This is a genomic window from Paludibacterium paludis, from assembly GCF_018802605.1.
Lineage (GTDB): Bacteria > Pseudomonadota > Gammaproteobacteria > Burkholderiales > Chromobacteriaceae > Paludibacterium > Paludibacterium paludis.
The window spans coordinates 1,611,013-1,633,804 of record NZ_CP069161.1 but is presented as its reverse complement, the minus strand read 5'-3'; the positions used below and the strand labels follow the sequence as shown (position 1 = coordinate 1,633,804).

The window sequence follows — 22,792 nt, the reverse complement described above, 5'->3', positions numbered from 1 at the left end:
CCCTCCGGTCGATCGGGATAACGTCCGCTCTGTTCGGTTCACTCGAGCTGTGCGGCGGGCACGACGCGCAACGGCTCGGGAGTGGCCCGGGTGGCGCTCCAGACCGCATTGAAGTGATCGATGACCTGCTCCGCGTCGAGGTCGAAGGCGCTCAGCGTGGTGTGCGCATCGCGAATGACGGTGACCTGATAGCCAAGCGACACCGCGTTGCGCACGGTGCTGTCCACGCAGAAGTCCGTCGCGCAGCCCCCCACCCACAAGCGGTCGACGCCGTGGTCGGTCAGCAGCGCCGAAAGACCGGTATCGCAGAAGCTGTCGCCATACCGCTTGCCGACGCAGGCATCGCCCTCCTCCCGGGCCAGCCCCGGGTGCAATTGCCACCCTGGCGAACCGTGCGGAAGGTCCTCTTCTTCGTGCTGGACAAAGATGACCGGATAACCGCGCTCGCGGGCACGGGCAATGGCCAGATTGAGATTGGCGAGCACGGAGTCGAGCCTGGCCGCCCGCAACTCGCCGTCGACAACCCCGACTTGCACATCAATGATGAGTAACGCCGTATCCGTCATGATCCCCCCAAAAAGAAAGAAACCGCTATCGCCGCGCCGGTTTGGCGCCGGAGCGATCAGTGTAAGGACAAACCGGCCGGCGAAGCCACCTTCTTTCATTGCGCTGCGGCGCGGTTCGAGGTTTTTTGGCCTGATCTACCCTCCGGAACCGACGGCGGTAACGCCCGGTTTCATCACCGCCCGGCGTTGTTTCGCCACGCCGGACAGATACATGCCCAAGAGCAGCATCAGCACGCCCAGGCAACGAATGAGATCCGGCGCCTGCTGCTGGTGACGCCAGTCGAGCAGAACGGCGAACAACATCTGCCCGCCGATCACCAGCAGCGACGCGCGCATCGCGCCCAGACGGGTGAAGACAAAGCTGTTCACCGCGACGAACAGCGCGCCGAACACGCCCCCCAGGTAGGCATCGAGATTCCGGGGCGCCAAGCCGGCATCGGGCCGGCCCAGCACCATCAGCATCAGGCTCAACAACAGAAACCCGACCCAGTGGTTCCACAACGAGGCGCGGAACGGACCGGCGCTCAGGCTCAACCGGCCGTTCACGGCCCGGCCCAGCGCGATCACCATGCCGTTGAGCAGCGCCCAGAACATGCACATCCCCATCAGATCCGCCCTCCGAAAATAATCATGCCGCTGCCGCACAGCACGCACGCCACGACCGCGAGATCCGTGGGCCGGATGCGCCGCGCCGGCACGCCGAGCCAACCGAAATGATCGGACACGAGACCGAACAGCACCTGCCCGACCATCATCAGCGCGATGGCGCCGGACAACGACAAGGGGCCATTCACCGCCAGCGCGGCAAGAATCACCGTGAACGCGCCGGGCAGCCCGCCCAGATAGCTCCACAGGGGCGCCCTGGGCGTCCGGACCGGACGGGCGCCCTTCTTTCCGGCCAGCCAGGCCACCGAGCCGACCAGCAACAGCGCCACCGCGGCGCCGACGCCATGCGCCACCCAGGACGCGAACACCGACGACGTGTGACGCGCCAACTGGCTGTTGCTGTCGATCATCATCGCCAGCAACACGCCGCCCGCGATGGCCAGCCCGCCCTCCTTGAACTGTTTGAACACGGCCCTCTCCCCTTTCTTTGTTGGGGCCGGAAGTTATCATGCGCCGCTTGGCAAAGGTTATGACAGATGTCATAGTGCGCGAATCATGGCCAGGATGTCACCGCAATGAACCCATGCATCGAGGCGTACTACCGCCACTACCGGCTCGAGCGCATCGAACTGATCGGGCATTTCACACTGCGACGCTACGAGAAAGGCCAGCCGGTCTGCGAAATCGGCCAACCGATCGATTCCCTGGCGTTTCTGGTGGAAGGACGCGCCAAGGTGTTCATGCCGATGCGGAACGCGCGGCAGTTGCTGCTGTGCTTTTACGAACCGCTCCAGATCCTGGGCGACCTGGAGCTCTTCGAAACCCGGCCCGTGACGGTGACCGGGGTCGAGGCCCTCACGCCCTGCGTCTGCCTCAAACTGTCGCGCGACACCGTCATGACACACCTGGCGGACAACCCGGTGTTCCTCAGGCAACTGTGCCTGTCGCTGGGCCGCAAGCTTGGCCGGGTGAACCGCAACAGCGCCCTCAACATGCTTCACCCGGTCGAGAACCGGCTGGCCAGCTACATCCTCGGCACGGCCAACCGGGAAGACGGCATCCCCGCGGAATTCACCGGCAACCTCACGCAGATCGCGGATTTTCTCGGGACAAGCTTCCGGCATGTGCACCGCACCCTGCAGGGCTTTTGCGAGCGGGGTTTCCTCGCCAAGGACAAGACCCGCTATGCGATCCTGAACGAAGCGGAACTGCGAAAACGGGCGGTGGGCATTTTTCAGTTGCCGAGCGGTCTTGACGACTAGGCGCGCTGACGCACATGCCATCCACGCGGATATGACATGTGATACAGTAGATATCGTGCCCATGACGGCAGGCGTGCCGTGTCCCGCTTCGCCTGCGCCATGCGCCGCCCCGTGAGAGACGGGGTCATAACAAGGAAAACGCATGTCTACATCGAAGTCACTGACGCTGGCCGTGCTCGCGGCCGGCATGATGCCGCTCGTCCACGCGGCAGGCTATCAGCAGCCGCCCGAAGCCATTCTCAAGGTGATGCGCGCTCCCGCGCTGCCGGTTCCCAGCATCAGCCCCGCGAAAAACGCGATGCTGCTGGTCGCCTGGCAGGAATACCCGTCCATCGCCCGAGTCTCCACGCCCTTCCTGCGTCTGGCGGGCAGCCGTGTCGAACCGCGCAATCACAGCAAGCACGACACCCCCGGCGGATACGGCATTCCGCCCTGCGCGGAAAGCTTCAAGCTGGTCGGCATTCCCGATGGACGCGAGACGTCCGTCTCCCTGCCCGCCAACGGCTGCGCCGGCGCGCCCGAATGGTCCGCCGACGGCAGGCATTTCGCCTTCACCAACACGGTGACCGACGCGGTCGAACTGTGGATCGGCGACACGGACAGCGGCAAAGTGCGCAAGATCCCCGGCGTGCGGCTCAACCCCATGATGAACGACGAGCTGCACTGGATGCCCGATCAGAAAACCCTGCTGGTCAAGACCGTGCCGGCCAGGCTCGGCCCGCCGCCGGTCAAACCCGCGGGCCAGGAAGCGCCGAGCATCCAGGAAAGCGATGGCACGACCGGCCAGAGCAGCACGTATGAAAACCGCGACACGCTCGGCAGCGTGCACGACGAGGCGCTGTTCGACCATTACGCCGCCTCGCAGCTGATGCTGGTCGATGCCAAGAGCGCGAAACTCGTCGCGCTTGGCAAACCCGCCAACTTCGATGCGGTCCGGCCGGCGCCGGACGGCAAGCACGTACTGGTTTCCACGGTGCGCAAACCCTACTCCTACGTGACCACCTACGCGCGCTTCCCGCATGACGTGCAGGTCTGGAATATCGCCCAGCCCGCGCGCATCGCCGTGCGCCCCATCGCCTCGCTGCCGCTGGCCGACCGCGTGCCGGTTCACGGCGAACCGCTGGGGCCGCGCGACTTCGCCTGGCGCGCCACCGACCCGGCCACGCTGGTCTGGGCCGAAGCGCTGGACGGCGGCGACTGGAAAAACACCGTTCCCGCCCGCGACAAGGTGATGATGCAAAAAGCGCCCTTCACGGCCGCGCCGGTGGAAGTGCTGCGCACCGCCCAGCGCTACGACGGTCTGGAATGGAGCGAGCGCGCCGATACCGCACTGCTGCACGAATACGACCTGAACCGCCAGTGGCGCCAGACCCGCGTCGTCAACGTCGACAACCCGAAGCAAACACCCCGTCTGCTGTGGGATCTGTCGATGAACGACAAGTACGGCGACCCCGGCTTCCCGGTCGGCCGCGTCCTGCCCAATGGCGCGCGCGTCATCCGCCAGGATGGCGACCACATCTACCTGAACGGCATCGGAGCGTCGCCGGAAGGCAACCGCCCCTTCCTTGACCGCCTGAACCTCGCCACGCTGCGAAGCGAACGGCTGTTTCGCAGCGGCAAGGACGTTCTGGAGCGCGTCGCGACCCTGACGAACGCGGCGGAGCCGGTGATGCTCACCTGGCGGCAGTCGCCGACCGACGCGCCGAACGTGTTTCTGCGCAAACTCGGCGAGCCGGTGACGGCCGGCAAGGGCGAAGCGGTCTTCGCCACGACCTCGGCCGCCCTCACCCGCATCGTCGACCCGACCCCCGAGCTGCGCCAGATCCAGAAGCGGCTGGTCAAGTACAAGCGCGCCGACGGCGTCACGCTGTCGTTCACCCTGTACACGCCCCCGGGCTACAAGGAAGGCACCCGCATTCCCGCCGTGCTCAACGCCTACCCGCTCGATTACGCGGATGCGGCGAGCGCAGGCCAGATCAGCGGCTCACAGCAGACCTTCACTCGCCTTTACCAGTACAAGTACCTGCTGCTGGCGGGCTACGCCATCATCGACGGCGCATCCTTTCCCGTGGTCGGGGACCCCAAGGCGGCCTACGACACCTATCTGGAGCAACTGACCGCCAACGCAAAAGCCGCGGTGGATGAAGCGATACGGCTCGGCGTGGTCGACCCCGAGCGCATCGCCGTGACCGGCCACAGCCACGGCGCGCTGATGACGGCCAACCTCCTGGCGCACACCAACCTGTTCCGCGCCGGCGCGGCCACCAGCGGCTCCTACAACAAGACGCTGACGCCGTTCGGCTTCCAGAGCGAACGCCGTTCGGTCTGGGAAGCGCCCGAGGTGTACCGCAAGGTGTCGACGTTCTTCTACGCCGACAAACTGAAAACCCCGCTGCTGATCGTGCATGGCGCGGACGACGCCAACCCCGGCACCACCCCGTTGCAGGCCACCAAGCTGTTCGAAGCGGTGCGCGGCAACGGCGGAACGACCCGGCTGGTGATGCTGCCCCACGAGCCGCACTGGTACGCGGCGCGCGAATCCAACGAGCATCTGGTTTATGAAATGCTCACCTGGTTCGACAAGTACGTGAAGAACGCACCACCGCGCGCGGCGAAATCGGCGCCCGCGGCCGGCGATCCGCAGTAAACCTTCCGCAGGCAACGGAAACACCCGCGCCCCCGCGGACCGGATTCGTCCGGTTCGCGGGGGCGCGTCCGTTCGGATGTCCGCTCCCGCGCTAAGCCGGCGGGACGGACAGGCGCAACCGCAGCGGCCGGTCGGGCTTGAGCGTGACGTTCATCACCGCGCGCGGCGGCACCATGCCTTCGGGCGCGCTCACGGCCCAGCGCCGCAGCAACAGGGCGGCGACCACCGTCATCTCGGTCAGCGCCAGATGCTGCCCCAGACAAACCCTGGGCCCCGCGCCGAACGGCAGATAGGCGCCATGCGGAATCGTGGTCACGGCGGGATCGAAGCGCTCGGGCCGGAAAACCCCGGGCTCGGGGAACCACCTCGGATCGTGGTGAATCAATTGCACCGGCACGGTGAACATCACCCCTTCGGGCAGCAACCAGGGCCCCAGCGCGACCGGACGGGTCGAACGGCGCGAAAACAGCACCGGCGCGGCGGGATACAGACGCATCGTCTCCTGCAAGGTTCTGCGCACGCATGCGAGCGACGCCAGATGGCCGGCGGTTGGCGCGGCCTCGCCCAGCACCCGGTTCACCTCCTCGCGGGCCGCGGCCTGCGCGTCCGGATTGGCCGCCATACACCATGTCCACCAAGTCAGGGTCGCCGCCACCGTGTCGTGGCCGGCCAGAAACGCCGTCATGCATTCGTCGCGCACCGCCCGCAAGGGCCAGGCCGCCGCATCGAGCCGGTGCTGATCCAGAAGGCGCGAGAGCAGGTCGTCCGGCCAGGCGTCGCGCGGCAAGGCCAGCCGGGCGGCGACATGCCGGCCGATCAACCCGTTGAGCAGCGCCAGGGACTGGCGGCGCGCGCGCTTCCAGGGCAGCCAGTCCGGGCCGCTCGCCGGCAGGAACATGTCTTTGTTGGCCGCTTCTCCCAGCACGCGCACCGCCCGGGCGACCGAGAGCGCCTCTTCGCCGATCCCCTCGGAAAACACCATATGCAGGATCACCGTCATCGCCAGCGAGGTCAGTTCGTCTTCGATCGGCCACGCTTCGCTGCGCGCGGGCCAGCGGGCCATGGCCCGTTCGGCGGCGGCGGTGATCGCCGGCACGAACGCGAGCGCCTCCGACCGGGAGAAATTCGCCTGCAGGGTGTGACGCTTGCCATGCCACGCCTCGCCTTCGGCGATCAACACGCTATGACCGTGGATACGGGAAAACACCCGCATGCCGCGCTCCCAGCGGATCAGGCCATCGTGGTTGGCCACCAGCAGTTCGCGCACCCGTTCGGGATCGGACACCATCACAAAATGCTCGGGCCGGATGCGCGCGTGCACCACATCGCCATGCTCCCGTTGCCATTGGGCAAGCATGGCGGGCATATCGCGCGACATGCGCCAAAGCAGGCGCCATCCGGTCCAGCCCGGCGCCGGTCCGGGCGGCCAGACACCGGGCGGATGTCGCTCCGGCGGCGCCGTCGCGGAGACGGGTTCGAACGGGCACGACGAGGAGGAAGAGGATGATGGTTTCATGGGAGCAGAATGCGCGCTCCCCTCCGCTGCGGTCTTGAACGGAAACGACATGCCCGCGAGGACGGCCGCGGCCGCCATCGCGGGTCTCACCCCTTGCGGCGGGAAAAGTAACGCGCCGGCGACTCCCCGAAACTGCGCCGGAACATCGCGATGAAATTACTGGGAGTGGCATAGCCCAGCTTATCGGCGATGACCGCCACCGGCTCTCCCCTCGCCAGCATTTCAAGGGCCAGCGTCAGGCGGGCCTGCTGGCGCCATTGCGCGAAACGGCTGCCGGTCTCGGCCAGAAACAGCCGCGACAGGGTGCTCGGCGAAAGCCCGCCCCATGCCGCCCAGTCCTGCAAGGTGCGGGTATCGTGCGGACTCTCCAGCACGGCGGTCACAATGCGCAGCAATCGGCGGTCGGTGGGCATCGGCAGATGCAGAGGCTCGCGGGGTGCGTGGCGGATTTCATCGAAAAGCACCGCCATGGCGCGCTCCTGTTCCTGCGTCAAAACATCCTGCCTCGACCAGGTGACCGCGCGCCGCACCAACGCCCCCATCAATTCGCCGATTCCGAACACGCAGGGCCGGTCGGGCAGATCGCGGCTCGGCGCCGGAGCGATCAACACGGTCCAGCCGCTCATGGCGCCGCTGATAGCGACCTTGTGCGACTCCCCCGGGGGAATCCATCCGGCCCGATTGGGCGGCATGAGCCAGGAACCGTGCCCGGTGCGCACCGTGACAAGGCCGTTTTCCACACAGAACACCTGCCCGCGCAGATGGCTGTGCCAATCGTATTCGCGGGTGCCGAGGCGGAACTCCATATCCGGATGATCCTCGCCTCTTAGCACGATCAGGGCGGGGCCGTCGGAACGCTCGCTGGCATCCCGGCCGCCAGGTGACTCAATCATCGTCGGCAATGACCCGATTTCATTATTTTTAGCATAAACAACGTTATCGCGTTTCACCCGGTTTCGTCCACCATGGTCGCCAAGGACACACGGCTTACCCCGCGTCCGCCATGCGAACCCGCCAACGTTTCAGGAGTTGCCATGAACAGCACACCAGCCACGACGCCCCCGCCCGTTCCCTCCGGACGCCCCCGCCTCCGGTTGCCGGGCCTTCTGGCGGGCGCATCGCTCGCCGTCGCCGCCGTCGCTTGGGGAGCGTGGTACGGTCTGAGCGGCCGCTGGCGCGTCAGTACCGACAATGCCTATGTCCAGGGCAATATCGTGCAGATCACCCCGCAGACCCGCGGCACGGTGGTGGCGGTCGGCGCGGATAATGGCGACTTCGTCCGGGCGGGCGACGTGCTGCTCCGTTTCGACCCGAGCGAAAGCCGGCTCGCCCTGGCCGCCGCCGAAGCGAACCTGGCGAGCGTCGTGCGCAAGGTGCGCGGACTGTACAGCGACGCCGGCAGCGCGCGGGCCGAAATGGCGGCCCGCCAAGTCGCCGTGGATAAAGCGTCGGCCGACTTCGAACGTCGCAAGGGACTGGCCGCGTCCGGAGCGATTCCCGTGGAGGAGCTCGCCCACGCGCGCGACGATCTGAGACTCGCGCGAACAGAGCGGGATGCGGTGCGCAAGCGTTTTCAGACCCGCCAGTCGCTGGTGGACGACACCATGCTGGTCTCTCACCCCGATGTGATCGTGGCGCAAAGCGCATTGCGCGCGGCATTTCTCGAGCATGCCCGCGCGACCGTGCTCGCTCCGGTGACCGGTCATATCGCCAAGCGCGGCGTCCAGGTGGGACAGCGCGTCCAACCCGGCGAACCGTTGATGGCGGTGGTACCGTTGCGCGAGGTATGGATCGAAGCCAATTTCACGGAAACGCAGCTGGCCGGCATGCGTCTTGGCCAGCCGGCCCGGATCCGCGTCGACATGTACGGCGACGAAGTCAGCTACGACGGTAAAATCCAGAGTCTGGGCATCGGCACCGGCAGCGCCTTCGCCCTGCTTCCCGCCCAAAACGCGACGGGCAATTGGGTGAAGATCGCGCAGCGCGTGCCGGTGCGGATCGCGCTGACCCGGCCGGAACAGCTGGATGCCCACCCGCTGCGCATCGGCTTGTCCGCGCATGTCGATGTGGACCTTCGGGACAGGCGAGGCGCGTTGCTGGCGCACAGTCCCCCTGGGAAACCGGCCTCGGAAACCACTGTCTACCGCGATCAGCTGGCCCAGGCCGACGCGCTCATCAGACGCATTGTCCGGGCCGCGGCACCGGCCGGCGACCGTACGCCGGAGCATTCGTGAGCACCCCGGCTCCCGCCGGGAGCTTCCATCCGGCCAGCGTGGGCTGGACCACGGCCGGCCTGGCGCTGGCGGTGTTCATGCAGGTGCTGGACGGCACCATCGCCAATGTGGCGCTGCCGGCCATCGCCGGCAATCTGGGCGTGGGCCCCGGCCAGAGCACCTGGGTCGTGACCGGATTCGCCGCCAGTCACGCCATCGCCCTGCCATTGACCGGGTTCCTGGTGCGCCGCGTCGGCCTGTTGCGTTTGTTTCTTTGGGCGACCGCCCTGTTCACGCTGGCGTCGCTGTTGTGCGGGCTCGCGCCGAGCATGGAAACGCTGGTGCTGTGCCGCATGCTGCAGGGCGCTGTGGCCGGCCCCATGATTCCGACCACCCAGGCGCTGATGCTGTCGATCCATCCGCCCGAGCGGCGCGGTTTCGCCCTGTCGATGATCGCCATGGTCACCGTGGCGGCGCCGATCGCCGGTCCCTTGCTCGGAGGCTGGATCACCGACAGCCATTCATGGCGCTGGGCATTCCTGATCAATCTGCCCGTCGGCCTGTTCGCCTGCCTTGTCGTGGCCGGCCAGATGCGCGGCAGTCCGGTTGTCACCGACCGCGCCAACGTCGACATCGCGGGACTGGTGGCCCTCATCGCGGGGGTCGGCTCGCTGCAGGTCGTGCTGGACAAAGGCAACGAGGCGGACTGGTTCGAGTCGCCGCTCATCGTGACGCTGTCGGTCATGGCGGTGGCCGGCATCGTGGGTTTTCTGTTCAGGGCGCTGACCGCGCGCCAGCCCATCGTCAACCTGCGTCTGTTCCGCCACCGCAATTTCGCGGCGGGTGTCGCGGCGCTGGTGCTGGCCTATTCCGCCTTCTACGCGGTCAATGTGATCATGCCTCTGTGGCTGCAGCGCACTTTGGGCTATACGCCGACCCTCGCCGGCCTCGCCATTGCGCCGATGGGTATCCTGCCGGTGCTTCTGACGCCGTTCATGGGCAAGTACGCGCCGCGGATCAACCTGCGCCTGCTGGTCTGCGCGGCCTTCGTTCTGCTTGCCGGCGCCTCGTTTCTGAGAGCCGGTTTCCCGTCCGGTGTCGACTTCGCTCATATCGCGCAGGTGCAACTGCTGCAGGGGCTGGGGCTGGCCCTGTTCATCATGCCGATCAACGCCATCCTGCTGTCGGACCTGAAGCCGGAAGACATCGCCGCGGGCTCGGGACTGTCCACCTTTTTGCGCACGCTGGGTGCCAGCCTGGCGGTTTCCCTGACCACGCTGATATGGGACAGGCGGACGGTGGAGCACCGCGCGCGCCTTGCGGAAAACCTGGACATTTACGATGCCGCGACACGCCAGGCGATCGCCGCGCCAGGCCAGGGCGGCACATCGGCCGGGCTTGAGCGGCTGGCGATTCTGGTCGACTCCCAGGCCGCCCAACTCGCCTTCAACGACGTGGCGGGCATGCTTGGCGTTGTTTTTCTGGCGGCCATCGCGCTGGTCTGGCTCGCCAGACCGCCGTTTGTTCCGAAAACGAAAACCTGACTGTGTTCACCCCTGTTTTTTCACCCTCCCGCCTCACTGGAGCCGATCATGACCCTCGATGCGCACAACTTCACCCTTTACGATGTCCGTGAGTTTCCTATCGTGACAGCCAACAATGATGCCCTTGTCCCCGGCTTCGCCGCCCGATGGGAACGCGAACTGGATGCCCTGGTGAATCAACCGCGGCCATTCGCTCTGATTTTCCCCGAAGGCCGGCCGGAGCAGGAAAGCCGCGAAGATCGCCAGCGTCGCATGGACTGGTTCAAGGCGAACAAAGCGAAACTGGCGAGCGTCTGCCTCGCCCTGATCAGCATCGAGCCGGATGCGCGAAAGCAGGAATCGCTGCGCAAACGCGCTCTGACGCTGGCGCCGTTTTTCGGTGTTCCTCTGGACACGGCATCCACCCCGCAAGACGCCAGGACAAAAGCCGAGGCGCGGCTGGCCGGCCGGTGCTGATACGGAGCAGGGGTGGAGGAATGCCGCGCAGGCGCCACTCCGATCAGGGCATGACGTTTGCTATACTTGGCCGCCATGACAATCCAGTCGCCGCCGCTTCCGTCGCCATGCCCCGATCCGCTTGCCCGAGCACCGCGGATCGCGTCCCCGTCCGCGCACGAACGGCTGCATCGTATCCCCCAGGGCCTGCAAGGCGCGATCGCGGCCATCATCAGCCGCGACATCCGGGGGCTCGGAACAACAGCCGAACAGCGCTTGACGCATTTTCCGGCCTCGCCGCTGCTCAGCCTCTCCTGGTTTGCGGGGTATGAGGCGGGACTCGTGGAACATGCCGGAACCGGACCGCTCTGGAGGCCGTTCGGCGCCTCCGTGGTGCTGGCCGGCAGCCAGTCGCGCCCCTGCACAAGCTGGATGCCGACCGACGGGCGCGCCCTCATGCTCTGCTTTACAGCCGACATCGCACGCCGGCTTTTCGGCGTGGATCCGGCGGACATCCATGATCGCTTCGCCGATGCGCGCGACGTACTGGACGGACAGTGGCGACCACTGCTGAACGCCCTGCTCGAAACACAAGACGATACAGAGGCGCTGGCCGCGCTGGAGCGGCACCTGGCGCCGCGCTGGCACGCCCACTCGGCATCGGCCCTTCCCTCTCTGCGGCGGATCGGCCGCCATTGGGTGGAACGCATCGCCCTGCAGGCCCGCGAATGGCGCCGCACCCACAGCCCGCGTCAGGTCGAACGCCGTGTCAAGGCCTATAGCGGCCGGTCCTTGCGTCAATGGCAGTCACTGGTCAAGACCGAGGGGGTGTTTTTCGCCGCGCGCGAACGCTACGAAACCGGCCAGCCCGTCGACTGGGCGGAACTGGCCTTCGATGAGGGCTTTGCCGACCAGGCGCACCTGATCCGCGCCACGCGACGCATCACGGGATTCGCCCCGGGCGAATTCGCCCGTCGCTTCATCGAAGACGAATCATTCTGGCTTTACCGTTTGTGGGTCTGACCCGCCGCCATCCCGTCCCGCCCGCCGCCTTCCGGCCAGACAGGCTCGTCGCGGCCCAGCGGCACGGATGGACGCTCCCAGCCGGCCGGCGTTGTCGCCATCACGGCGGCATGCCCGACCGCGCTGAGCCGTCCGAACCCCGAGCCGGACTCCTCCAGACAATCCCGCACCGACTCCCGATCCGGATCGGCCACCGCGAACCCGTTGTCGATGCGGCCAAGGCCTCGCAGCCAGCGGGCCGTCTGCGCCAGCGACACGCGCACATGCCAGCTGCCCCCTTCCGTGGCGCGGCGGGACAGCGCCGCGATGGCGCCCAGGGCGATCAGGTAGCCGGCGGCGTGATCCAGCGCTTGCGCCGGCAAGGCCAGCGGTTCATTCCGGCCGGCCGCCTCCGCCTCGGCAAGATTGAATCCGGTGGCGGCCTGCACCAGCGAATCGAAACCGCGCCGTCCCGCCCAGGGGCCGGCATGGCTGTAGGCCGATAGCGACACGCAGACCATGCCGGGCCGCAACGCGGCCGCCGCTTCGGCGCCGAAGCCCAGACCGGCGAGCCCTCCCGGCCGGTATCCATCGACCAGCACATCGGCCTGCCGCAGCAGGTGCGCGAGACGGCCCCGATCTTCGGCCTGCGTCAGATCCAGCTGACAGGAACGCTTGCCGCGTCCGGTGTCGATGACCAGCGAGGGAATGGACGGCAAACGCGGAGACGTCACCAGCAACACTTCCGCGCCGTGCGCGGCGAGCGCGCGGGTGCCCACCGGGCCGGCGATGATGCGCGTCAGGTCCAGCACCCTGACGCCCGAAAGGGGGCGGAGCGCCGGCGGCAGCGGCTCGGCGGGCGCGTCCCCGATCCGCTCCAGGGTGAACACCGGCAAGTCGGCCAGCGCCCGGGCCTGGGGATGGGCGTCCCATTCGTCGAATGAGCGCACCATGCTCCCCACCAGGCCACGCTCGGCCAGCGCGTCCTCCACCGCCGCCGCGCGCCAGCCCCGCAGCGCCGCCGCCACATCCTCCCGATCGCCCCCACACCCGAGCAAATCGAGCAGGCCTTGCCGGTGATGCGGGAAATTCGTGTGCAATCGCACCCAGCGCCCGTCACCGCAACGATACAGTCCGGCCAGCGCATCCCAGGGGTCCGGCGGAGCCGAACCGTCCACGCGCAAATAGCGCTCGCTGCGGAACTCCGCTTCCGCCGCGCGGCGATCCACGCTGACCGTCTGCCAGGCGCCGCCACGCAACTGCCACAGATGGGCCGCCGCGAGCGCCGAGGCGGCAATGCTCGCTTGGGCCGCGCACCCCACGGCGAACGACGACGGCAGGCTCTGCCCGTCCCCTGTCAGGTTGACGTGATCCAACGCCCGTTCGTCCAGGCCGGTGCTCCGCCACAAGGTAGCGAGCGCCGAGCGCGTCAGGCCGGAGAGTTTTTCGTCCGGTGCCATGCCATTTCCTATCGCCGGGGAAAAAATGACTCATTACAAATTGGCAATCCACTATCGTCAATCTTGATCATCACAATCAACCTATCGCACCGACCAGGAACTTTCGCATGCCGCTTTACCTCTTCGCCGCCGAAGCCGCCGCGTTGCTCGGCATATCGCGCCAAACGCTGTATGCCTACGTCAGCCGCGGACTGTTGCGCGCCCACCCGACGGACAACCATCGGGTCAACCGCTATCGGCGCGATGAAGTCGAGGCCCTGGCTCGCTCGCGGGCCCGCGGCCGCAAACCCCGGGAAACCGCCAGGGCCACGCTTAACTGGGGACTGCCGGTTCTGGAGTCCGGCCTCACCCTGATCCGGGACAACCGCCTGTACTATCGGGGACGGGACGCGGTGCGGCTGGCCGGCTCTGCCAGCGTGGAACAGGTCGCGGCGCTGCTCTGGCAATGCGACGAAAGCGAGGCCTTCGCGGCCGCCCCGCCCCCGCTGCCGCCAGTGCTCGACGCGGTTCGCCCGGTCTACGCCGGGCAAAGTCCGCGCCTTGCCTTGCCCGCCCTGTTCGCCCTGGCGCCGGGCAACGAGGACACGGCCGTCTGGCAAACGGACCCGAAACGGCGCACCACCGGTTGCGGAAACCTGCTCCGGATCCTGGCCGCCTGCCTGCTCGGCACGTCCGTGCAAACGGCGCCGCTGCACCGACAATGCGCCAGAGCCTGGAATCTGGACGAGGCCGGAGCCGAGCTGGCGCGCATGGCGCTGGTGCTGTGCGCGGACCATGAACTCAATGCCTCCGGATTCACCGCCCGCTGCATCGCCTCTACCGGCGCGAGCCTGCACGCCGCCGTGCTGGGCGGGCTGTGCGCGCTAGGCGGCGGCCGGCACGGCGGCGCCACGGACAGGATCGAAGCCTTCTGGGATGAAATGGGCGACATGAGCGCTCCGGACGTGTCGCTGCGCCGCCGCCTGGAACGCGGCGATGCCTTGCCCGGTTTCGGCCACCCGCTCTACCCGGACGGCGATGCGCGGGCCACCGCCCTTCTGGCGGCCATCCTGCCAGCGCGCCCGCGCTGGAAAGACTGGCTCGACACCGCGGAACGCCTCACCGGCCAGCGCCCGTCGATCGACCTTGCGCTGGTGGCGGCGCGCCGGCACCTGAACCTGCCGCAAGGAAGCGCGTTCGGACTGTTCGCCCTCGGGCGCTCGATCGGCTGGATCGCCCATGCGCTCGAGCAGCGCGCAGAGGACCGGCTCATCCGCCCCCGGGCCGCCTACGCCGGGCCTCCGCCCGAATCATGAGCGAATACGGGGCGCCGCTAAGGAAAAACTAAGGGCGGGAGGGTAGATTGCCGATCCGGAACGGATAACCTTCTGCCCGAGCATGACTACCCAAGACAACCGCCCTGCGGCCACCGCTTCGCGCCCGATGCCCGCGCCTTCCGGAGTTCCGCGCCAATACGGTACGCGCGTCGCCCCGCACGATTGGTCATCGCGATTCGCCGATGTCCTGCTGCGTTATCCGGTGCTGTTGTGCGCCCTCAATGCGCTGGTCTGGTTCATCGCGGGGCAGATCGCCTTCCAGAACCTCGATCCGTATGGCGACATGGTCGAGACTTTCGCGATGACACCAAACTGGGAGCTGGGCACCTTCAAGCACCCGCCCCTGATGGGCTGGGTCGCCAAAAGCTGGTTCCTGGTCTGGCCCCGGGAAATCTGGGCGTTTTACCTGTTGAGCAGCGTCTGTCTGCTGATCGGCATGCTGGGGGTTTTCCGGTTGGCCAGACTGTTTCTCCCTCTCGAGCAAAGCGTGCTCGCGGTGCTGGCGCTCGGCCTCACCCTGCCGTTCAGTACACTGGGCTTCAAATACAACGCCAATAGCATTCTGCTGCCGATCTGGCCCTGGCTCGCCTGCCTGTTCGTCACCTCATGGCGTGGCGGAAGCTGGCGCCACGCGGTCGCCCTGGGTGCCTTGGCCGCGCTTGGCATGCTCGGCAAATACTTCACCGGCGTGCTCTTGGCGAGCATGTTCATCGCGGCGGTCGCCACCCCCTCCGGACGCCAATGGCTGCGCACCCCCGCCCCCTATCTGGCCGCCGCCGTGTGCATGCTGTGCCTCGCCCCGCATATCGTCTGGCTGCTCCAGCATGGCGCGCCGACCATCGCCTACGCGGAAAAACGCGGCGGCGTGCCGATCGCCTGGGATCACTTGGCAAGCTTCCTGCTGTCACCGTTCAGCTACGCGGGCCTGGCCTGGCTGCTCGCGCTGTGGGCCGCGTTCCGCGGCAAGGCGCTGTTCCGGATCCGGCAATCGTTCCGCCGCACAGGGCCCGACGACGTGCTCTTCTGGCTGACCTTCGCGCCGCTGGCGATCGTGGCGTTCTTCGCCCTCGCCGCGGGCATGACCCTCACCCTGCACTGGGCCATTCCTGTCGTTTACGCTTTCCCGGTGTTCTGGCTGACCCGCGCGACCGCGCCCGATGCGGCAAAAGTCCGGTGGGCCATGGGCGCGCTGCCCACCGTCTGGGCAACGCTGATGGCCGCCGGCGCACTGTTCGCCGTCGCGCAGGGGTTGAACGGCGCATTGAGCCATTACCGCGAGGATGCCGCGATCGCCAGGCAACTGTTGCGCGCCAGCCCTGTCGGCCGGATCGTCTGGGTCGGCGGCAGCTGGCCGGAAGCGGCGATCGTGCCGTTCTTCGCCGATCGCACCGTGCGCGCGCTGCCCGGCCTGCCCGACCACCCGCCCCTTGGCGTGAGCCCCGTCATGTCCCGGCTGTCGCGCCTTGGCGCCGGCGCCCTGCTTTGCCGGCTGAACGATGCCGCCTGTCAGCGCGAATCGGTCGCCTGGCTCAAGGCCAAAGGATTGCCCGCCATCCCGTCGGACATCACGGCCACGCGCCAGGGATGGCTGTTCCCGCTCAAGATACCCACCACATACCGGGTGTACTGGTATCGGTAGCGGTTTCACGGCACGAGGGGAACATCGCCCTGCCCCAGCCATTTGTACATGACAAGACAGTCGACCAGACCGGCCCGCCCGTGACGGAAGGCCCGCGGCACCCGGCCGACGATGTCGAACCCGAGCTTCTGCCACAAGGCCACCGCCACATCGTTGCAGGCGACCACCGAATTGAACTGCATGGCCAGGAACCCGTAATCGCGGGCCAGACTCTGAGAGTGTTCGCACATGGCCCGGGCCACGCCCCGGCCTCGCGCGGACTCGGCCACCATGTAACCACAATTGCACACATGATCGCCGGGACCGGCGCCATTGGGCTTCAGAAAATAGGAGCCGACCAGATGGCCGTCCACCTCCGCCACCTGGGTGGCGAGCGGCAGCCGCAGCCAGTAGTGGCGCGCCTGCTCCGGCGTGGTATCGGGATCGAGCGCATAGGTCTCGCGGGCGCTCGCCACGGAATGGAAAATCGGCCAGAACCGTTCGAAGTCATCGGGTCGCATGGGTCGAAGGGTCAACATCGCCGCACCTCAGTTTCGTACCGGTCAACAGGATCCCGCGCGGGGACAGGAGACGGAACGCGAACGCGCGTCCATCCTCACGAGCTTACGCGAACCGGGGCCCTCGTGTCGCGCCCCTTTGGCGGCAACGCGGCCGCCTTGCTCGAAGAGCATGTGACAAAGCGGCGCGGGAACATTATTCTCTACCCCATTCCGGGCCGTCCGGACAGCCGGCGCGAGATTCGCCCTGCGCGCCTCGCGCGGTTTCCTGACGGTCATCCCTATCCAGATCGAGAGGAAACCTCCGTGTCCAACGTGCTCATCCCGCCCGGCCTCACCGTCGGCAACTCCCGTGAATTCGTCCTGTTCGGCGGCATCAACGTACTCGAATCGAAGGATCTGGCGCTGCGCGCCGCCGAAGAGTATGTCCGCGTCACGCAAAAGCTGGGCATTCCCTACGTTTTCAAAGGCAGTTTCGACAAGGCGAACCGTTCGTCCATCCACTCCTACCGCGGCCCCGGCCTGGACGAAGGGATGAAGATCCTCGAGGCGGTCAAAACCGCGTTCGGCGTGCCGGTCATCACGGATGTCCATGAACCCTGGCAGGCGCCGCTCGTCGCCGAGGTGGCGGATGTGCTGCAACTGCCGGCCTTCCTCGCGCGCCAGACCGATCTTGTCGTGGCCCTGGCCAAAACCGGACGGGTCATCAACATCAAGAAACCGCAGTTCATGAGTCCCCCGCAGGTGCACAACATCGTCGAGAAATTCGTGGAGGCGGGCAATGAACAGCTGATCCTGTGCGACCGGGGCTCCTGCTTCGGCTACGACAACCTGGTGGTCGACATGCTGGGATTCGGCGTGATGAAAAAAACCACGGGCGACCGCCCGGTCATTTTCGATGTCACCCATGCCCTGCAGCAGCGCGAAGCGGGCGCCGCGGCGTCGGGAGGGCGGCGCGAACAGGTCGCCGAACTGGCTCGCGCGGGGATGGCGGTGGGACTCGCGGGCCTGTTCCTCGAGGCCCATCCGGATCCGGACCAGGCCAAATGCGACGGTCCGAGCGCCCTGCCCCTGCACTTGCTGGAGCCTTTCCTCGCCGAACTGAAGGCGATCGACGATCTGGTCAAGTCCTTCGCCCCGCTGCCGCTCTGACCGGGACGCGCCGTCACGGGCCGGCCCGCGAGAACCGCGCGGCCGGCCTTGAGCTTTTCCGGCAAAATGCCGATAATGAAACGGCAAATGGCAAAAACGGAGTCGGACCATGACGGGCACGGTATTCAGACGCGGCACAACACACAGGACACCGGCGCGCGCCGCGCGCTATACCCGGCTGTCCAAACTGATCGGCCATTCGGTCCACTCCGATCTGGATGTCGCCACCTGCGTCGCCCAGGGCGTCGAACCCATCCTGATCGATCACCTCACCCGCGAGGGTCTGACCCGCAAGGAGCTGGAATTCGTCATTCCGGCGCGCACCCTGGCGCACCGCATCGCCCGCAAGGAAAGCCTGAGCCGGGACGAATCGGAGCGCGGCGTGCGCATCGCCAATCTGCTGGTGCTCGCCGAGCAGGTGCTGGGCGGGGCCCAGGCCGCCACCGACTGGCTGCGCCATCCCCTCGTCCGCTTCGGCGGCGCCACGCCGCTGGAGACGGCCAGAACCGAACAGGGCGCCCGCCTCGTCGAAAACCTGCTCACCCAGATCGACGAAGGCTATTTCGCGTGATCGCCTGGCGCATCAGCAATTATGCCGACCTGAACGGGCTGGGCGGCCTGCACGCCGAGGGCCGATGGCACTTCGCCGGACGGCCGATCGTTTATCTGGCCGATCATTCGGCGAGCGCCATGCTGGAAATGCTGGTGCACTGCGAGCTGCGCACCCTGCCGGCGAGTTTTCAGCTGCTCAGGGTGGAGATTCCGGACGACTGCCTGCTCGACCTGGATCCGGGCGAACTCGAAGCGGGCTGGCAGGCCCGTCCGCACCTGACGCGCGGTATCGGCGACGCCTGGCTGGAACAGGCGCCCTCCGCCGTGCTGCGGGTCCCCAGCGCGTTGACGGTGGACGGGCGCAACCTGCTGCTCAACCCCGTCCACCCCGATGCCGCCCGCTGCCGGATTCTCGATGTCCTGCGCGCGCCGCTGGACCCGCGGCTGCGTCCGCTCTGAGCGTGTCACACCCCGTCCGCATGTGGCGCAGGCGGTTTATCCGGAACGGGCTCCCTGGCGGGAGGCGACAGCACATCCGTGATGCCTTTTCTCAGCTGGGCCAGGGTTTCCGCATCCAGCTGCTTGTAAGGCTGCGCGTCATCCGGTGGGGTCAATTGCAGGAACCAGCCGATGACCTGCGGACCGGGAATGCGGATGTAATAGCAACCACCCTGCGAGCCGTGATACGCCGACTCCGCCGTGCTCTTGCTCGATGACGCGCTGGAGGCGCTGAAACACAAAAACCCGCCCCCGACGGCCGATGAACTTTCGGCCATCGTTTTTTGCAGCTCGCTGACCGAACTGCTGTCCTCAACGCGGATGGTGATATCCTTGGCCACCACAAAAGCGACCGGATAGGCTGGAAGCATATAGGGGATCTTGTCGCGGCTGGACAGCAGCGACGCCAACCCGCCCGGATCCTTGTTGACCTTGTCCATGATGCTGGTCTTGGTCAGCGGCGGATCGTCCTTGCCCGGACTCGCGAGCATCCCGCGCGCGATCCGCTGAAAGCCGCTGGACATCTCGAAAATGGTGGGATTGAACCAGCCGCCCCGGTCGATGGCCACTTTGGCCACACGAAATCCGATCTTGAACGACTTGCTCAAGGCGGCCGTCTCGACGCGGGACGCGGCCGTGGCGGTCGAATTCTGCCCACCCGCCGACACGAACCAGGCGCTGACATTCCAGCTTGAACTGCTCGAACTGGACGACCCGGAGCTGCTGCTCGCGTCGAACGACTCGTCTTGCGATATCACCACGTCCATGAACATGCCGTCCCCGCTCGGATCGCTGTTGGCGGCGGGCATCACGTCGGGCGCCACCTCCACTTCCTCGGTCGTTCCGTCGGCTTTGGTCACGGTTTTCTTTTGCGGCTGATTCGCCGGCGACAACACGCCGCCGGCGAGAGTTTCCAGATAACGCAAATCCGCCTGCAAGTCATCGATACGCTGGGTGGTGTTGGCGATTTCGGCCTGATAGTCGTGCGTCGTGGCATCGGCCAGCCTGGCATGAAGCTGTGCGACATGCTCCGCCGCCGCCAGGTACTCCTGCTGACCCTTGTAAGTCGCCAGCATCGCATTGGCCACCTCGGAGGCCAGACCCAGCGCACGGGCGGTCGGGTCATCGTTCGCCACTTCCTTGACCGACCCGACCGCGGACATCAACCCTCCGGTTTGCGCGTTCAGATACACCTTGAAAAGACTCAGCGCGCCGTCCCCGTACGATTTGATCAGACCGGCCTCGGCATTGCGGAAGGCCGTCTTGCCGGCCTCGAGCGCCGCCTCGGCCTTGTCCACGTCGTCGCGCGTCACCGCGTTGTTTTTCAACTGCACGAGGTATGACTTCAACTGGGCAAGCTCGGTACGCTTCGTCTGGTACTGGGCGAGCACGATTTCCTTCGCCATGGTCAGGTCTTTGGGCGACAGATTGGGCTGCATCGCCTTGAACCAGTTGTTGGGCTGCAACTGAACCGGGTAAACATCCATCGATTCGTCAAGACTGCGGCGCGAGGCATTGCGGGCATTCTGCTTGGTCGTCTCCAGGGATTCGGCCGACGACGAGACATTGAGGAACCCCAGGAACGTCAGCACCTCGTGGAAGTAGCCCCGGACCACCGCGTCGTTGAACAGGTTGTTCAACTCCTGATCCTTGACCATCCCGCTGGCGGACAGCCAGGCGGCGAATCCGTCCAGATCGTCCTTGTCCTTGAATTTCCGGTATTGGTCGGATTTTTCCGTTTCCCAGCGCAATTTCGCATCGAGGTACGCGGAGTAAAGCTGCTTGCACAACTCCATCCGGGATCCTTCGAACGGCTTGCCTTCCACGGTATCCTTGACGCTCGCCAGCAGCCATTCGCGGATATTGGTCTTGTCGGTGATGAAGTCGTGCAACTCCTGCAGCTTGGGCACAAAATTGTTGAGCAATTCGAAAAACGTGATGGACAGCTTTTTGCCGTTCGGTCCCTGCACAATGGGCGCGACATTGAACAGATCATCCACCAGCCGGAATTCCGAATCGGCCACGGTGAACGGTTTGGAGACCACGCTGGTGCGACTGTCCGTGTCGTATTCGTATTGCCGGTAATTCAACGGGCGGGCCGGAAACTCCATACAGAAAAGCTGCCCGGTGGGCCCGCCGCCCATCAATTCATTCAACCTCCCGTAAATGATGTCGAGAATCGCCGCCTTTTTGCCGGCGGCATCTTTGATATCGTCGATTTTTGCCATGTTCTTGCTGTCCTTCCATCCAGAGTGTGCGCAACGGTGCGATGTTGTCGTGTGTTGAAACCAACCAGCAAAAAACGCAAAGTCTTCCCCCCGAGAATCCCGAAAACTTGCACAACGCGTCCCAGGCAGGCGTTCAGGTCGGCTCGGTTCCGGCCGGCAAGGACGGCGACGGCGGCCCCACGCGCCGCCACACACCATTCGTCACCTCCAGCACGGAACCCAGCGTCATCAGCGCGATCCCGGGCAGGAGCGCCGAAGTCCGGTCAAACGCAGCGCCCAAACCGAACAGCGCCAACGCGCCGGCAAGAGCGACGCCGAAGCCCGCCATGCGTCCTGAGCGGCCGCGGACAGACCACAACGCGCCCAGGTTGACGGCCGCGAACACCGGCAACAGCGACCACCGCCAGGGCAAACCCGGCATCGCGCCGATCACGCCGATCCCGGCCGCGCTCAGGCCGATCGCCGCGCAACGCGTCCAGATCCGCCATGGGACCGGCGCCTTCAGCAGCGCGGCGGCCTGCCCGGCAACCACGGCTTCGTCCCACGCCACGCGGGTGAACGAGGCCGCGATACGGCCCTCGGCGTCCAGGACGAACACTTCCACCCGGTGGCGGTTCACCAGCGACCCGATGAATCCCGCCCCAAGATGGAAGAAACCGGCCAGATCCGCCATTCCCGACACGGCGCGCAGCACGCGGTGCTCGTCATCGAGCCGCATGCCGCGCGCCTGGGCATAGCCGCGCAGCCGGTCGGGAAGGTCGAAGGCGGGATCATAGGTGACGGCCGCCGTGCGCACCGCCCCGGCCAGGCCGCGGCCGGCCAGCAGGGCCTGCGCTCGCGCCAGCTTGGCGACGGTCAGCGAGCATTTGCGCGGGTTGTCGCAGCGCGTGTAGAAGAACGCCACGATCGAGGGCTTTCCCCGGAACACCTCCGCGAAGGTCTGGCGCCGGCCGTCCTGATCCTCGAACAGAACAGCCGCGACAGCGCCGCGGGCCGGCCGCCGCCCAATTCGCGGCCAGCGGCGGTTTTCCGTCAACGCGGGCGGCAAGGCGCAACACGCGCTCGGATCCGGCCCCACCGCGCGCAACAGGGTTTCCGTGACATCGACCGCACTCTTCCGGGCTCCCGCCAATCCCTCCCGGGTCGCGGCCAGCACGGTGTGCACGCCAGGCTGACCCGCGGCGGCGGGGCCGAGCCAGCGCAGCGCGGCCAGCAGCTCCTCGACCGCCGTGGTGCAGGGCTCCCCGGGGGCCGGCACCCCACCGTACCGCTCCAGACGGACAAAAGCGTCATGGGTCCGGATGTTCTCCAACGCCCGGACGACAAAGGCCGCCAGCGGCGCGCGCGCCACCCTCCCCTGGCGCAATACGCGGGCGGCCACCGCCACCGGGTAGGCCTCTTTGCCGGTCTCGAGTTCTTCGAGCACGAAAGGCATCGCCGCATCGGGCAATCCGTTTCGCCCCAGCGCCAGCAGCACCCAGGCGCGCATCCGCGCGACCGCCGCCGCGCCGCGCTGCCGGTAGACCGGATGATCCTCGCGCAACAGCGCCATCAGGGCGCGCGCCTCCCCCATGCCGCCCAGCTCCTCCACCCATTGGTGGAATACGGTTTCCGCCGGAATCGGGCCGGTACCCTCCGAATCGCGCATGGCGGCACTTT

At 66.7% G+C, this 22,792-nt stretch carries 20 protein-coding genes; 11 read left to right on the top strand and 9 right to left on the bottom strand.

Annotation, left to right across the window (positions count from 1 at the left end):
• Positions 1–38: 38 nt before the first annotated feature.
• The 3 genes from JNO50_RS07380 to JNO50_RS07370 form a co-directional block, all read right to left on the bottom strand.
• A complete protein-coding gene (locus JNO50_RS07380; protein WP_189535589.1) occupies positions 39–566 on the bottom strand; it encodes a cysteine hydrolase family protein in 528 nt (175 codons plus the stop codon).
• Positions 567–701: 135 nt separating this feature from the next.
• Entirely contained in the window at positions 702–1,160 is a 459-nt protein-coding gene (locus tag JNO50_RS07375; RefSeq protein WP_215796519.1) for a DMT family transporter, read from the bottom strand.
• Between the two features lie 11 nt (positions 1,161–1,171).
• The gene (locus JNO50_RS07370) at positions 1,172–1,642 is read right to left on the bottom strand and encodes a DMT family transporter (protein ID WP_229804819.1); all 471 of its coding nucleotides are present in this window, start codon (positions 1,640–1,642) and stop codon (positions 1,172–1,174) included.
• Positions 1,643–1,747: 105 nt separating this feature from the next.
• On the opposite strand from JNO50_RS07370, the gene JNO50_RS07365 reads away from it, so the two are divergent.
• Both JNO50_RS07365 and JNO50_RS07360 read left to right on the top strand, forming a co-directional pair.
• Positions 1,748–2,434, top strand: coding sequence for a Crp/Fnr family transcriptional regulator (locus JNO50_RS07365; RefSeq protein ID WP_189535586.1), 687 nt, complete (start codon positions 1,748–1,750; stop codon positions 2,432–2,434).
• A 142-nt stretch (positions 2,435–2,576) separates the two neighbouring features.
• On the top strand, positions 2,577–5,081 hold the full coding sequence (locus tag JNO50_RS07360; RefSeq protein ID WP_189535584.1) for a S9 family peptidase: 2,505 nt from the start codon (positions 2,577–2,579) through the stop codon (positions 5,079–5,081).
• Between the two features lie 91 nt (positions 5,082–5,172).
• Here the strand turns inward: JNO50_RS07360 and JNO50_RS07355 are convergent, their stop codons facing one another.
• Complete coding sequence (locus JNO50_RS07355; protein ID WP_189535582.1) at positions 5,173–6,597, bottom strand: cytochrome P450; 1,425 nt, start codon at positions 6,595–6,597, stop codon at positions 5,173–5,175.
• A gap of 86 nt (positions 6,598–6,683) precedes the next feature.
• Positions 6,684–7,490 carry an AraC family transcriptional regulator gene (locus JNO50_RS07350; protein ID WP_189535580.1) on the bottom strand — a complete coding sequence of 269 codons (807 nt, stop codon included), beginning with the start codon at positions 7,488–7,490 and terminating at the stop codon, positions 6,684–6,686.
• 141 nt (positions 7,491–7,631) lie between these two features.
• Here JNO50_RS07350 and JNO50_RS07345 point away from each other — a divergent pair, with 141 nt between their 5' ends.
• The 4 genes from JNO50_RS07345 to JNO50_RS07330 are packed head-to-tail and all read left to right on the top strand — an operon-like array spanning position 7,632 to position 11,812.
• A complete protein-coding gene (locus JNO50_RS07345; protein WP_215796518.1) occupies positions 7,632–8,831 on the top strand; it encodes an HlyD/EmrA/EmrK family protein in 1,200 nt (399 codons plus the stop codon).
• Complete coding sequence (locus tag JNO50_RS07340) at positions 8,828–10,354, top strand: DHA2 family efflux MFS transporter permease subunit (RefSeq protein ID WP_189535577.1); 1,527 nt, start codon at positions 8,828–8,830, stop codon at positions 10,352–10,354. The genes JNO50_RS07345 and JNO50_RS07340 overlap by 4 nt, the downstream gene beginning before the upstream one ends.
• 48 nt (positions 10,355–10,402) lie before the next feature.
• Complete coding sequence (locus JNO50_RS07335) at positions 10,403–10,810, top strand: hypothetical protein (protein ID WP_189535574.1); 408 nt, start codon at positions 10,403–10,405, stop codon at positions 10,808–10,810.
• 57 nt (positions 10,811–10,867) lie between these two features.
• A complete protein-coding gene (locus tag JNO50_RS07330; protein WP_215796517.1) occupies positions 10,868–11,812 on the top strand; it encodes an AraC family transcriptional regulator in 945 nt (314 codons plus the stop codon).
• On the opposite strand, the gene JNO50_RS07325 is transcribed toward JNO50_RS07330, so the two are convergent.
• Positions 11,794–13,251, bottom strand: a complete 1,458-nt coding sequence (locus tag JNO50_RS07325; RefSeq protein WP_189535572.1) for a CoA transferase — start codon at positions 13,249–13,251, stop codon at positions 11,794–11,796. The genes JNO50_RS07330 and JNO50_RS07325 overlap by 19 nt on opposite strands.
• 107 nt (positions 13,252–13,358) lie before the next feature.
• Between JNO50_RS07325 and JNO50_RS07320 the strand changes: the two genes are divergently transcribed.
• Positions 13,359–14,546 carry a citrate synthase family protein gene (locus tag JNO50_RS07320; protein ID WP_189535570.1) on the top strand — a complete coding sequence of 396 codons (1,188 nt, stop codon included), beginning with the start codon at positions 13,359–13,361 and terminating at the stop codon, positions 14,544–14,546.
• A gap of 82 nt (positions 14,547–14,628) precedes the next feature.
• Positions 14,629–16,206, top strand: a complete 1,578-nt coding sequence (locus tag JNO50_RS07315) for a glycosyltransferase family 39 protein (RefSeq protein WP_189535567.1) — start codon at positions 14,629–14,631, stop codon at positions 16,204–16,206.
• A gap of 5 nt (positions 16,207–16,211) precedes the next feature.
• Here JNO50_RS07315 and JNO50_RS07310 read toward each other — a convergent pair whose 3' ends face one another.
• The gene (locus tag JNO50_RS07310) at positions 16,212–16,724 is read right to left on the bottom strand and encodes a GNAT family N-acetyltransferase (protein ID WP_189535565.1); all 513 of its coding nucleotides are present in this window, start codon (positions 16,722–16,724) and stop codon (positions 16,212–16,214) included.
• A gap of 294 nt (positions 16,725–17,018) precedes the next feature.
• Here JNO50_RS07310 and kdsA point away from each other — a divergent pair, with 294 nt between their 5' ends.
• The 3 genes from kdsA (at position 17,019) to JNO50_RS07295 (ending at position 18,866) form a co-directional block, all read left to right on the top strand.
• A complete protein-coding gene (kdsA, locus tag JNO50_RS07305) occupies positions 17,019–17,855 on the top strand; it encodes a 3-deoxy-8-phosphooctulonate synthase (RefSeq protein WP_373298393.1) in 837 nt (278 codons plus the stop codon).
• A gap of 109 nt (positions 17,856–17,964) precedes the next feature.
• Complete coding sequence (locus tag JNO50_RS07300; protein ID WP_189535564.1) at positions 17,965–18,426, top strand: antitoxin Xre/MbcA/ParS toxin-binding domain-containing protein; 462 nt, start codon at positions 17,965–17,967, stop codon at positions 18,424–18,426.
• Positions 18,423–18,866, top strand: a complete 444-nt coding sequence (locus JNO50_RS07295) for an RES family NAD+ phosphorylase (protein ID WP_189535562.1) — start codon at positions 18,423–18,425, stop codon at positions 18,864–18,866. The genes JNO50_RS07300 and JNO50_RS07295 overlap by 4 nt, the downstream gene beginning before the upstream one ends.
• A gap of 5 nt (positions 18,867–18,871) precedes the next feature.
• Here JNO50_RS07295 and JNO50_RS07290 read toward each other — a convergent pair whose 3' ends face one another.
• Both JNO50_RS07290 and JNO50_RS07285 read right to left on the bottom strand, forming a co-directional pair.
• A complete protein-coding gene (locus JNO50_RS07290; RefSeq protein ID WP_189535559.1) occupies positions 18,872–21,133 on the bottom strand; it encodes a hypothetical protein in 2,262 nt (753 codons plus the stop codon).
• A gap of 133 nt (positions 21,134–21,266) precedes the next feature.
• On the bottom strand, positions 21,267–22,781 hold the full coding sequence (locus tag JNO50_RS07285; RefSeq protein WP_189535557.1) for an SCO family protein: 1,515 nt from the start codon (positions 22,779–22,781) through the stop codon (positions 21,267–21,269).
• Positions 22,782–22,792 lie beyond the last annotated feature (11 nt).